This window comes from endosymbiont of Ridgeia piscesae (assembly GCF_001443665.1).
Classification (GTDB): Bacteria; Pseudomonadota; Gammaproteobacteria; order Chromatiales; family Chromatiaceae; genus Endoriftia; species Endoriftia persephonae.
In genome coordinates, this window is the sequence record NZ_KQ557129.1 from 72,109 (window position 1) to 83,967 (window position 11,859).

At 57.7% G+C, this 11,859-nt stretch carries 9 protein-coding genes and 1 tRNA gene; 7 read left to right on the top strand and 3 right to left on the bottom strand.

The features are described 5' to 3' along the window. Positions 1 to 20 precede the first annotated feature (20 nt). The 6 genes from rluD (at position 21) to Ga0074115_RS16750 (ending at position 6,223) form a co-directional block, all read left to right on the top strand. Positions 21 to 977 (top strand): 23S rRNA pseudouridine(1911/1915/1917) synthase RluD, encoded by a 957-nt coding sequence (rluD, locus tag Ga0074115_RS08870; protein WP_057956767.1) that lies wholly within the window; start codon positions 21 to 23, stop codon positions 975 to 977. Beyond that, positions 974 to 1,720, top strand: coding sequence for a peptidoglycan editing factor PgeF (gene pgeF / locus Ga0074115_RS08875; RefSeq protein WP_057956766.1), 747 nt, complete (start codon positions 974 to 976; stop codon positions 1,718 to 1,720). The genes rluD and pgeF overlap by 4 nt, the downstream gene beginning before the upstream one ends. Continuing rightward, positions 1,720 to 2,232, top strand: a complete 513-nt coding sequence (locus Ga0074115_RS08880; protein ID WP_060528429.1) for a glycine cleavage system transcriptional repressor — start codon at positions 1,720 to 1,722, stop codon at positions 2,230 to 2,232. Before pgeF ends, Ga0074115_RS08880 begins: the two co-directional genes overlap by 1 nt. A gap of 3 nt (positions 2,233 to 2,235) precedes the next feature. Beyond that, positions 2,236 to 2,766, top strand: a complete 531-nt coding sequence (gene def / locus Ga0074115_RS08885; RefSeq protein ID WP_060528430.1) for a peptide deformylase — start codon at positions 2,236 to 2,238, stop codon at positions 2,764 to 2,766. Positions 2,767 to 2,802: 36 nt separating this feature from the next. Continuing rightward, positions 2,803 to 3,483: a lysophospholipid acyltransferase family protein gene (locus Ga0074115_RS08890; RefSeq protein WP_060528431.1), complete on the top strand. Its 681-nt coding sequence runs from the start codon at positions 2,803 to 2,805 to the stop codon at positions 3,481 to 3,483. A 202-nt stretch (positions 3,484 to 3,685) separates the two neighbouring features. Beyond that, entirely contained in the window at positions 3,686 to 6,223 is a 2,538-nt protein-coding gene (locus Ga0074115_RS16750) for an Ig-like domain-containing protein (RefSeq protein WP_232433006.1), read from the top strand. A gap of 249 nt (positions 6,224 to 6,472) precedes the next feature. On the opposite strand, the gene Ga0074115_RS08905 is transcribed toward Ga0074115_RS16750, so the two are convergent. The 3 genes from Ga0074115_RS08905 to ispB all read right to left on the bottom strand — a co-directional run bounded on the left by Ga0074115_RS08905 (position 6,473) and on the right by ispB (position 9,515). Continuing rightward, the gene (locus tag Ga0074115_RS08905) at positions 6,473 to 7,795 is read right to left on the bottom strand and encodes a glycoside hydrolase family 16 protein (protein ID WP_060528432.1); all 1,323 of its coding nucleotides are present in this window, start codon (positions 7,793 to 7,795) and stop codon (positions 6,473 to 6,475) included. A 584-nt stretch (positions 7,796 to 8,379) separates the two neighbouring features. Further along, a tRNA-Pro gene (locus tag Ga0074115_RS08910) sits at positions 8,380 to 8,456 on the bottom strand. A 90-nt stretch (positions 8,457 to 8,546) separates the two neighbouring features. Beyond that, positions 8,547 to 9,515, bottom strand: coding sequence for an octaprenyl diphosphate synthase (gene ispB, locus Ga0074115_RS08915; RefSeq protein ID WP_057957281.1), 969 nt, complete (start codon positions 9,513 to 9,515; stop codon positions 8,547 to 8,549). 331 nt (positions 9,516 to 9,846) lie between these two features. On the opposite strand from ispB, the gene Ga0074115_RS08920 reads away from it, so the two are divergent. After that, a complete protein-coding gene (locus Ga0074115_RS08920) occupies positions 9,847 to 11,580 on the top strand; it encodes a hypothetical protein (RefSeq protein ID WP_060528433.1) in 1,734 nt (577 codons plus the stop codon). The last annotated feature ends 279 nt before the right edge of the window (positions 11,581 to 11,859 follow it).

Here is an 11,859-nt window from a genome sequence, read left to right on the forward strand (position 1 = left end):
TGGGGCGGAAAAGAATCGAGATGAGTGAAGAGATAGAAAAATTGATCAGTGAGGTTGGCCTCGAGCAAGCGGGACGCCGTCTTGATCAGGTGGTGGCGGAACAGTTCGCCCAGTTCTCCCGCAGTCGCTTGCAGCGCTGGATCAAGGATGGTCGGCTGCTGCTCGATGGCCGGCCGGGCAAGCCGAAACAGAAGGTGCGGGGGGGGGAGCGACTGGAGCTGGTGCCGCAACTGGAGCAGGAGGTCACCTCACGGCCTCAGCTGATCCCGCTCGACATCCTGTTCGAGGATGAGAGCCTGCTGGTGGTCAACAAACCGGCTGGGTTGGTGGTGCATCCGGCGGTGGGCAACCCGGACGGTACCCTGCTCAACGCATTGCTGCACCACTTTCCCGCGATCAGCCAGGTGCCGCGGGGTGGCATTGTGCACCGCCTCGACAAGGAGACCAGCGGCCTGCTGGTGGTGGCCAAGACCCTGCAGGCGCAGACCGCGCTGGTGGCGCAGCTGCAGGCGCGCAGCATGAAGCGGGAGTACCGCGCCTTTGCCCAGGGGGTGATGACCGCCGGTGGCAAGGTGGATGCGCCGATTGGCCGTCACCCGGTACATCGTACCCGGATGGCGGTGGTGGCGAACGGCAAACCGGCAGTGACTCACTACCGGGTAATCGAGCGCTACCGTTTCCACACCGACCTGCGGATCCAGCTGGAGACCGGTCGCACCCACCAGATCCGCGTGCATATGGCGCAGATCCGCTTTCCGCTGGTGGGCGACCCGGTCTACGGTGGGCGGTTGCGACTGCCGACCGGCATCAGTGATGCCTTGGCGGAGGGCTTGCGGGCGTTTAAGCGCCAGGCGCTACACGCCCGGCGTCTGGAGCTGGTCCACCCCGAGAGCGGCGAGCAGATGAGCTGGGAGGCGCCACTGCCGGAGGATATGGAGCAGCTGTTGGGGCTGCTGCGGGCGGATGCCGCTGGATGATTGAGCTGATCCGCCCCGATTGGCCGGCGCCGGCGAATGTGTGCGCTGCGATCACCTGTCGGGCCGGCGGGGTCAGCTTGTCCCCCTACGCGAGCCTTAATCTGGGCGACCATGTGGGGGATGATCCGCTGGCGGTCGCTACCAACCAGCAACGGCTGGCCGTGGCGTTGAGCCTGCCGGCAGAGCCGCTCTGGCTGACTCAGGTGCATGGTTGCGCGGTGGCCGATCTGGAGGATGCCCGTCGCGGCTGTGAGGCCGACGCCGCCTTCGCTGATCGATCTGATCGAGTCTGTGCAGTGCTCACCGCCGACTGCCTGCCGCTGCTGCTTTGTGATCGGCAGGGCGAGCGGGTTTGTGTGGTGCATGCAGGCTGGCGGGGGCTGGCCTGCGGGGTGATCGAGGCGGCGCTGCGGCGCATGGGGCGGCCGGGTTCGGAACTGCTGGCCTGGCTCGGTCCCGCCATCGGCCCGGAACGTTTCGAGGTGGGGGCGGAGGTGCGGGAGGCCTTCGTCGCCCATGCCGATGAGGCAGCCATCGCCTTTCGCCCCGTAGAGCAAGGCAAGTGGCTGGCCGATATCTATCGGCTGGCACGGCAGCGTTTGGCGGCGTTTGGCGTGGGCTTTGTGGGGGGCGGTGATTACTGTACAGTGTCCGACCCAAAACGTTTCTACTCCTATCGGCGGGACGGCGTCACCGGGCGCATGGCTTCGTTGATCTGGCTCCAACAGGGAGAGCTATCCTGATGCAATGGCAGATGTTGACCCTGGTCGGTGAGGACCGGGCGGGTATCGTGGCGCAGGTCACCGATGCCTTGTTCAAGGGCGGTTGCTCGCTGGGCGAGGCCTCGATGCTGCGTCTGGGCGGCAACTTCAGTGTGATGCTGATGGTGCGCGGTGATCAGCAATCGGTGGAGGGCCTGATCGCGCCGGTGGCAGAGGCGCTGGGGCTGCGCTTTCACCTCGACCCGATCCACGGCGGGCTGCACCAGCATCGGGTGCCCAACTACCAGGTGCGGGTGGTGGGGGCCGACCGGGCCGGTATCGTGGCTCAGGTGACCGGCGCGCTGGCGGAGGCGGGATTCAATATCCTCGAGCTGGAGTCGGATGTGGCCGGCAGTGAGGCCGACCCAGTCTATATCATGACCATCCAGGGCTTTGCTGAGACCACCCTGGAGCAGCTGCAGGCGGCACTGGCCAGGCTGGGCGATGAGGCGATCGAGGTCAATATCTCCCCCATTGAGACCCTGATTGGCTGATCTATGGCAACCCTGGAGATTCTTAAGTTGCCGGACCCCCGGCTGAAACAGCCTTCTGAGCTGGTGGAACAGTTCGACGACGCGCTGCGCGCCTTCATCGACGACCTGGAGGAGACCCGCGTCAACGGCCCGGCTGCGGTGGGCATCGCCGCGCCGCAGGTGAGCGACTTCCGGCGGGTTATCATCATTGACTGCTCACAAACCCGCAAACCGGTGCCGAACCATGGCCGGCTGGTGCTGGTGAATCCTGAGATCAGCAAGTGGGACGGCTTCGAGCTGGGGCGCGAGGGGTGCCTGTCGGTGCCCGACTATACCGGTAACGTGATCCGCGCCGAACGCATCAAACTTACCGCCCAGGATCCCTACGGCGAGCCGCTCGAGTTTGATATGGAGGGCTATGAAGCGCGCGCCCTACAGCACGAGGTGGACCACCTGGACGGCATCCTGTTTGTTGATCGGTTGGTAAGTCGGCGTACCGACCTGTTCCAGCGCAAGGTTTACCAGAAGGGTGGCAAGAAGAAGCAGGGAAAATAACGGAAGGCGGCGTCAGCTTGCCGCGGCATAACCGAAATGGACAACACCACACTCATCGCCATCCTTTTCATGCTGCTGTTGGGGGTAGTCCTCTATCGTCTGCAACGGCTCTGTTTGCAGGCCAGTCGTGCCGACTGGGGTAGCGGCCTGATGAATCGCATCGACGGTCTTAACCGGCTTTTCTGCTGCTACTACCACCGCCTGCCGCCGGTCGAGCTGGAGATCCCGCCAGAGGGGCCGGCGGTGGTGGTCGCCAACCATATCTCCGGTCTCGATCCGCTGTTGATGGCGGCGGCTAGTCGCCGCTCGCTACACTTCATGATCGCCCGGGAGCAGTATGAGCGGTTCGGCCTGAAGTGGCTGTTCCGCATGGCGGGGTGTATTCCTGTCGATCGGGAGCGGGCGCCGGAGAAGGCGCTGCGGGCCGCCTTTCGCGCGCTGCGTGAGGGGCATGTGGTGGCGCTGTTTCCGCATGGCACGATGCACCTGGATACGGAGCCTCCCCGCCGAGTGAAGCCGGGCGCGGCGCGACTCGCCATGATGACAGGGGCGCCGTTGGTGGCGATGCGGATCAGCGGGGTACAAAAGCCTGGGAATGTCTTTCTTCCGGTGTTGTTGCGGGCGGAGGCGAGAATCGAGTCGCGCGGAGTGGTGAGGCATGAGGGGCTGGACAGGCAGGCGTTTTTGGCGGTGATTCAGCGGGCGATTGAGCCCTGACAAAGACCGAGGGTCTCTTGTGGGTGGTGCCGGAGCCCCTCGGATCGCTGCGATGGTGCCCATCTTTTGATCAGATTCATGTTTCACGCAAAGAAGTTGGGTTGGGAGACTTACGCTCTCTGAAAGTGTGATTTGTTGACTACAGACTGGTTGCCTAATCCCGTTAACTTGGGGCGATAGGATATTTCTTTAGGCGGCCATTATGGATATTCCCGGCAAGACCCTCAGCGCCCTTTTGTGCCTTGGCCTGTTGAGCGGCTGTGGCGGCAGTGGCTCGGAGAGCAGCGAAGAGGCCACTCGGACGGGTTCGGAATCTGCTTCACAGACGATTACGCTTCAGCCCACTGAGGGCACAGGAGGGAGTGACTCGAGTTCAGGTTCGGGATTGGCAGGAGAGCAGTCGGTACCCGCTGTCGGCGCGGGGGGTGGTAGCCAACCGCCAGCTGCGCAGCCGGCCCATACCGCGCGGGATGACAGCTTTGATGTCACCATCAACTCGGCCCGCACCCTGGATGTACTGGCCAACGACAGCCTCGATAGCGGAGCTGCGATGATCCTGTCGATTGAGAGCAGCAGTCAGCTGGGCGGCACTGTGCGCATCGTCGCCGCCAATCTGCTCAACTATACGCCACCGCCTGGTCAGACCAGCTCTGCAACCGATCGTTTTAGCTACACGCTCGGCGACACGAATGGCACTAGCTCATCGGCAACGGTGACCCTCTCCCTGACCCTGCCAAGCACGTCGGCCCACACCGCCAACGACGACAGCGTCATGGCCAGCCACAACAGCAGTCAGAGCATCGATATTCTGGCCAATGACCAGATCGATTCCAGTACCACTCTGTCGCTCTCGGTGGATAGCGCCACGCAGCTGGGCGGCAGCGTGGCCATCGCCGGCGACAACACCCTCACCTACACCCCACCGGGCAATATCACCAGTTCCACCACCGACAGTTTTGGTTACACTCTGGCTGACAGCTTTGGACTGACTTCAGCGGCAACCGTCAGAATCATGCTGGAGATGCCAGAACAGCCAACCACCCCATTGGTCAGTCTTAGCGCCAATGATGATGAGTTTGGTGCGACGGCGAACACCAGCCGCAGCATGAATGTACTGGCAAACGACACCTTTGATGCCAGCGCCAGCCTGAGCCTCACTGTCGCTAGCAGTAGTCAGCTGGGTGGCAGTGTGAATGTGGTGGGAGACAACACCATCAACTACACACCGCCGGCCTCGGTGACAGATGTCGGTACCGACCGTTTCGACTACACCCTCAGTGATGGCGCAAACAGCTCGACCGCCACCGTCACCGTCAATATCAACGCCCTCTGTGCTCGCACGGACATCCACTGCGTCGGGGATGGCGAAGAGTTTGATACCAATGTGCAGAACCCGAGTGAGGCGTTCCAGGCGGCGGTCGATGCATCAGGCCCCGGTGACACGGTGAAGATCCGCGGCGGTACCTACACCCACAGCGCATCTTCGAAGATCTTTCTGAATGTGAATGTCTCCGGCAGCCAGGGTTCGCCGATCACCATCGAGGCCTTCGATGGCGAGCATGTGCACATCACCGGCTTTGGTTTTGCCGAGAGTTCAGCGAATCCAACCCGCGAGCGTGAGGTGCTGATCCGGGTGGCGGGCGACTACATCGTGATGCGCAACCTGGAGCTGAGCTACGCCACCCGCTACAACCTGCAGGTGGAGGGCAGCTTCGGTCTCTATGAGGAGCTGGTGCTGCGGGATGCTTGGCTGAGCAACCTCATGGTCGGTAATGAAGATACCCGCGTCGAAGGCAATCTCTTTCGCTATATTGAGGCGGCCCGGGCACGCCACCACAGCGGCATCATCCTGTGGCGCTACGGCACCAGCAAGTTGTTGGCCAACAACCGCTTCGAAAACTGCCTGGGCTATGACAATGGCTACCAGCCAGACGGCCAGAAGGTGCCCGGTGGCCCGGACGGGGATACCTACGGTGGTGAGAACTCAGATGCGTTCGAGTCCTTTAAGGGATGCCATGACGATGCCAGTGGCAGTGTCGATAACCTCTGTCCCGGTAATGTGGTGGATGGCTTTGTCGCCTTTCACAACGCAGATGACGGCATCGACAACTCCTTTGGTAGTGACTCCTACGTGATGAATAGCATCTCCTTCAGCAATGGCCCGGAGGGGCGGCGTGGTTTCAAAAGCCTGCGTTACTCCAAGGGTGGGGTCCACTACATCGGCAACATCTCGTTCTCCAACGATGAGCGGGGCTTTGAGCCGCGGATGCAGGGCAGCGGCAGTGTTCATCACAACCTTGCCATCGATAATCCATCCCGGGGCGTGCATCTGAACGCCAGCAACCCTGATCCTGCCCGCTTCAAGGCCTACAACAACTTGGCCCTGAACAATGGTGATACCGACTTCTCCATCCCCTCGGGTGTCGATGCGAAGAATAACTGGTCTGGGGATTCGGATGGTGATCCGCGGATCGCCAACAGCGGCTTTAGCGCCAGCGATATCGATATCCACTTCAGTGCCAGCATGAGCGTTGCCGAAAAGGTGGCTTATGTGAAGGATCAGGTAAAGAATGCACTGAAACCACAGAGCAGCAGCCCGCTGATCGATGCCGCCACCTGGATCGCCGGTGTGCACTGCGCCAGCGCGGATGACGATCCATCGAACCCGATGGATGTCGATGCTGACTGCCGGCACTGGCTCGGGGTCGCGCCGGATATCGGTCCTTACGAGATCAAATAGCGGTCTACTTGCTGGGGCGGGTCCCGCTTCGCCAAGGCACCCTACGAAGCCAGCCTTCAAAGAAGGCTGGCTTTTTTAGTGGGAGTTTCGTTTGAATAAGAGCGAATTAACAAGGATCAGTTTTGCAGCCGGCTTTACCTCGATTGTCATCGAGGTGGTCTCTGTCTGAATCAATTTGTTAAGGAAGCTCGGAATAAGTCGACTCTTTTAGGGATCGTCGAATCTACCTGCACAATTCCATAAAGAGCCTTATTTGTTGGCACAATAACCGACGGTGGTTGATGCCAATGGGTTGAGTTTTTCGTTCCAATTCACCCCGCTGATTTGAATTTGGTTGTCAGTCTGTGACATGTTGGAGCTCCAATGGTTTTTAAGTGAGCCTGTGATTGGCAAGCTGATTTGCCAGATGCCAATAGCGTCATTGGGGTTGGTGATTTGTATGTCTTCGCAATATCCCGTTCCCCAGTCTGTGGTCACTTTGCGAGTAATAATCAGATCGCCATTGGACATGGCGCGTTTATGGCTGTTTATGCAATAGCCAAAAGATGTGGTGGCGTTGCCAGCTAGAGCCGAGTTCTGAGCATTAAGCAGGTCTTCTTCAAGCATACTGACTTGTGCATTCCACGCATGGCTCAGTGTGCCATTGACGATCAACTCAATAGACCAGTCACGAGTGCGGCTGTCCGGGTTATGAATTCTTACGTTTTCACAATAGCCGGTGTTCCATCTGGAGATGATGTCGCGTGATATTTCCAATGGTGCCAAAGGGCTGCTGGTGCTGTCATCTGAGATACGACTGACTTTGATGTAATCAATGTCGTAATGAAATTGTTGGTTGCTGGCGAAATCTGGCGTGGCGGTTAAATCTGCACTGTAAGCGTTCTGCCAGTCGTTATTGGCTGCCCAGAAGTTGCTGCGTATTGATAGAGCTAGATTGGGTACAGGGTTGTTTTGCTGTTTAACTAGCTTGCCATTGAGATACCATTCTATGCGTTCAGGGTACCAGCGTATGCTATAAGTTTGCCAGTTTTGGTAATCATAGTCTGCCAGGCTCAACAATGAACCCGCATGATGTATGCCGTCTCCGTAATTACTGTCAGGGTGTCCCCAGTCGTTCCAGCTGGTTGCAAGAAAAGTATTGTTAGGTTGGGCGGTAAGTATCTCAATGTCGATTTCATCTGCAAAGCCTTGTTGGTCTTGTGCATAGGCAAATAAGGATGCGATCAATCCGGCTGGCATGGCAGAGGCGCGTAGTCGAGCTTCGATTTCCAATCCTGTGCCGACATCAAACTTATTCAGACTGTATATCTCGCTACCATATAAAGTTTGTCCTGGTTCATTCGGGTTATAGCTGTCCAGTTTTAATGAGAGATAACTGGTTTCACCATCATTGTCGAAACTTGGTTGATTGCCCAGTTGAGTGCGACCAAGATGCCAGCTTCCTTGATTCCAGACCTGAGTGTTCAGGCTATTGTTATCAAAATCATCAAACAGTAAAACCTCTGCTGGTGACATAGAGCTGATAAGTAATAGGCTGCCAGAAAGTCCGAGGCGAAGTGTGTTTGTGAGCATGCAGGCGATTCCTTTTTTTTGTATAAGCGAGTGAGATAATCAGTGACCGAATTTTGTATAGTGATCAAGGTTTTCAACTCAGTCCAGTAAGCTGAGCCTCAGCCACGGGATGAGAATAGTAGGGTGACTTCCAGTAGATCGGCGCTGGGAGGATAAGCCAAAAATCTTGCGAGAATCAACCTGACAAATGGAAAAAACGGCCGTCGCAGACTCGCTCTCCCTAGCGCTGAATTGGCGTCAGGGGTAACGTACTCTAGACAGCTGACAGGTGTTCCGGCGCGAAAAAGACTCGAGGGCTTGGTCGATCAAACGCTGCTTTGCGAGCGTTTGCTGGTGGGCTGGTATCGAAGATTAGCTCATCCACGATCTACGCACATATTTGTGCCAGTCTTGGCTGGTTTCACGGATGTAACGCTGACCGCAGTTCAGGATCTGCTGGGCCACGGTTCGGTCATCTTGACCGAGCGTTATGCTCGTCTGGTGAGGGAAAGCGTACGTGCCGCAGTCGCCCTTCTTTAAGGGTGCTGAGCTACGCTGGCGAAAGATGAGGAAGTAACCATACGGGAGTAGGTTATCGATTTGATTGGTCGGGGTGAGAGGATTCGAACCTCCGGCCCCTGCCTCCCGAAGACAGTGCTCTACCAGGCTGAGCTACACCCCGAGTTCGTCCCGGCATAGACCGGCTGGATGGCGGTAGGTCGGGAACCGACCGAAAACGAGCGCGCTATGATAATGGAATTCGCTAGATGGTTCAATGCGTTCTGGCGACAGAGAAGTCGGCCAGTGCCATCAGTGCCTCGCGGAACGGAGAGTTGGGAATCAGCGACAGCGCTGTCTTGGCGCGCTCCGCCTCCTCGTGCGCCAGTGTCTCTGTGTAGGTAATGGCGTCGCTAGCCTGGACCTGCTGCATCACGAATTCGATCTCATCCAGGCCACCTTTCTCGATGATCTTTGCCAAGCGCTTCCGGTCAGCTTCAGGGCACTGCTTCATCGTCTGGATCAGCGGCAGGGTTGGTTTGCCCTCGGCCAGGTCGTCGCCTATATTTTTACCGATATCCTGGTTGGAGGAGTTGTAGTCGAGCGCGTCATCCACCAGCTGGAAGGCGATGCCCAGGTGCAGCCCGTAGTCGGCCAGCGCCTGCTCCTGTTGCGGATCGACACCGCTGATCACGCCGCCGAGGCGGGTGCCAGCCTCAAACAGGGTGGCGGTCTTACGTTTGATCACCTCCATGTAGTCGGCCTCGCTGGTCTCCGGATTGTGCACATTGAGCAGCTGCAGTACCTCACCTTCGGCGATGCGGTTGGTGGCGTGGGAGAGGATATCCATCACCCGCATCTGCTCCACCGCGACCATCATCTCGAAGGAGCGGGAGTAGAGAAAGTCGCCCACCAGCACACTCGCCTCATTGCCCCAGACTGCATTCGCGGTCTCCTGGTTGCGGCGCAGCTCGGAGCCGTCTACCACATCGTCGTGCAGCAGGGTGGCGGTGTGGATGAACTCGATGATCGCCGCCAGATTGATGTGGCGTTCGCCTTGATAGTCGCAGGCGCGGGCCGCCAGCAGCACCAGCATTGGCCGCAGCCGTTTGCCGCCACTGTTGACTATATAGGCGCCGATCTGGTTGATCAGCACCACGTCGGATCGCAGCTGTTCGATGATCAGTCGGTTGACCGCCTGCATGTCGTCCGCGATCAGCTCGCGAATGGCGTCGATATTCATTGGACCTACTGCACAGAAATCAAAACCTTGGCATGCTAGGCGGGGGGGCGGGTAGAGTCAAGAAAAAAGGCTGGTATGTGAAGAGCTGGCTCTCTCCCCCCTCTTCTCGCAACAGGCCGGAGCGCCGTTATTATTAGCCCGACCATTACATACATCGCGCTGTAGGACCGCTTGCAGACAGACCTGCCCGGCTAAAGTCGGGCCTACAGGCGATCTGTTTGATGGTCAGCTTAAGAATTTGCGACCTCCTTCCTTGATCTGGCTTTATGTCGCAGAATAGATTCTCATTCCCATTTAAACCGGTTGTTTGACCACTCAGGAAAAACCATTGATGAATCCACTCAAAACGTTGAGCGTGGCCCTCTCCTGCGCCCTTCTACTGACTGCCTGTGGCGGTGAAAGTACTAGTACCGACAACGGGGTGCCTGTTGTCAGCGGCAGCCATAGGGTGCTCGCCTTTAATGATCTAGGTATGCATTGTGCCGACTTGGATTACTCTAATTTTGTTGTTCTGCCCCCTTTCAATGTGGTGCATAGTCAAGTGATCGAACGGGGCGCCACGCCACGCCTCCTCGACAATAGTGAGGTTGTTGTTACCTATAAGGCACAACTGGATGCGAATGGATCGATCACTACGACTAGCCAGAATCCTCCGAGCGGGAGTTTTACTAAGAGTAATTTTTGGGACATCAATCCAGCGACGGGCAATACGTATGTCTTTGACCTGTTTGGCATAAATCCGCAACCTGATGAGGGACTCACTCAGCAAGAAATGCCGGGTATCCTGACCCCCTATTCGGCCAATGACGCCCAGGTTTTCAATGGATTCAATAGTGCAAAAAGCTGGTTCTCTGCCGAGGGTATACCCATACTGCCCGTTGATGACTCGGGCGGTACTCAAGCCTATCCCTTAATGCGAGTGAATGCTGCAGCCCCTTCCTCTGGGGAGGATCTGGCGAGCGTTGATGTCGTGTTGCCGGTCGCATCGGAAGCCGATTGCCAGAATTGCCACGCGGTAGGAGAGGTTGGAGCAAGGGATTCTTCCATCGCCTTTGTCTTTCCTGACGATATTACCGATCCCAACAGCGTATTGCAGGCGGCGAAGGAGAACATTCTGCTACTGCATGACAAGAAGCACGGCACCGATTTGCACAACCAACGCCCGGTACTTTGTGCTCGCTGTCACTACTCGGCAGCACTTGACTTGGCTGGCAATGGGGGGCCAACCGGAGACCAGATTGGCCATGACATGATGTCCCAGGTCATGCACGGTTACCATGGGCGTTTGAAAGACCCGGACACTGGGGCCGACCTGTTTCCAGCAGATGGCACCCTGGAGGAAACCTGTTACCAATGCCATCCGGGCAAGATTACCAAATGCCTGCGGGGCGCTATGGGTAACGCAGGTATCGTCTGTCAGAACTGCCACGGTGACATGCTAGCAATCGGCGGTGTTTTTCCTCTGCCCGATGGTTCTACGCGCCGCCCCTGGATTGACGAACCACGCTGTGAATCCTGTCATACCGGTGATGCGCTCGATCATCTGGGTGCCGACATCCGTCTCACCCAAGCTTGGGATAGCAGTGACAATTCAGCGGCCCCCAGGTCTGTCAACAACCTACGGTTTGCCGGAAATAGCGCAGAGCTGTACCGCAACAGCCTGGGGCATGGTGGTGTTGCCTGCGAGGGCTGCCACGGCTCGACCCATGCGATCTGGCCGAATGCCCAGAACAGCTCCAATGACAATGTGGCCGCCACTCAGATCCAGGGGCATACCGGCACGGTCGCTGAGTGCGCCGCCTGCCACACCAGTCTGCCCAATACCCTGGATGGCCCCCATGGTATGCACAATGTTAACAGCAGCAGTTGGGATCTTGGACATGAAGACTTCTATCTCCGCAATCCCAATGCCTGTAAGGCCTGCCATGGCAATGACCTGAATGGCACTGTTCTCTCTCGTGCTGCGGCTGATCGGGATTACCAAAGCGATGATGATGGTGGTCGCACAGTCCATGTTAGTAAAGGGACGGAGGTCGGTTGCACGCTCTGTCACGCGCGTCCATGACAGGGTGATTGAGTCCTGTTGGATTATCGGCTGTCGTTGCAGCAGGGGCGCCGGGTAAGCGGCGTCCCTGTGCGTGATGACTAATTCTCTCTGGAGCCAGTGTGCAGTGATGTAGAGAATCAGTTGAGTGTCGTTAAAAACATGGGCCTTGTCATGTGGTTAGAGGGCTGCCGTCCAGGTTATTAATCGTTCCGAAAGTATTGGCAGTCTATTTTTGAACTTGCCAAAATATACTTTGTATCTGACATGCGGAAGAAACTCTTAATCAGCGAAGTGCGC

What these genes read in the sequence shown, in the direction of transcription:
- rluD (WP_057956767.1), top strand. Translation starts at nt 21, where the DNA reads ATGAGTGAAGAGATAGAAAAATTGATCAGTGAGGTTGGCCTCGAGCAA.
- pgeF (WP_057956766.1), top strand. Translation starts at nt 974, where the DNA reads ATGATTGAGCTGATCCGCCCCGATTGGCCGGCGCCGGCGAATGTGTGC.
- Ga0074115_RS08880 (WP_060528429.1), top strand. Translation starts at nt 1,720, where the DNA reads ATGCAATGGCAGATGTTGACCCTGGTCGGTGAGGACCGGGCGGGTATC.
- def (WP_060528430.1), top strand. Translation starts at nt 2,236, where the DNA reads ATGGCAACCCTGGAGATTCTTAAGTTGCCGGACCCCCGGCTGAAACAG.
- Ga0074115_RS08890 (WP_060528431.1), top strand. Translation starts at nt 2,803, where the DNA reads ATGGACAACACCACACTCATCGCCATCCTTTTCATGCTGCTGTTGGGG.
- Ga0074115_RS16750 (WP_232433006.1), top strand. Translation starts at nt 3,686, where the DNA reads ATGGATATTCCCGGCAAGACCCTCAGCGCCCTTTTGTGCCTTGGCCTG.
- Ga0074115_RS08905 (WP_060528432.1), bottom strand. Translation starts at nt 7,795, where the DNA reads ATGCTCACAAACACACTTCGCCTCGGACTTTCTGGCAGCCTATTACTT.
- ispB (WP_057957281.1), bottom strand. Translation starts at nt 9,515, where the DNA reads ATGAATATCGACGCCATTCGCGAGCTGATCGCGGACGACATGCAGGCG.
- Ga0074115_RS08920 (WP_060528433.1), top strand. Translation starts at nt 9,847, where the DNA reads ATGAATCCACTCAAAACGTTGAGCGTGGCCCTCTCCTGCGCCCTTCTA.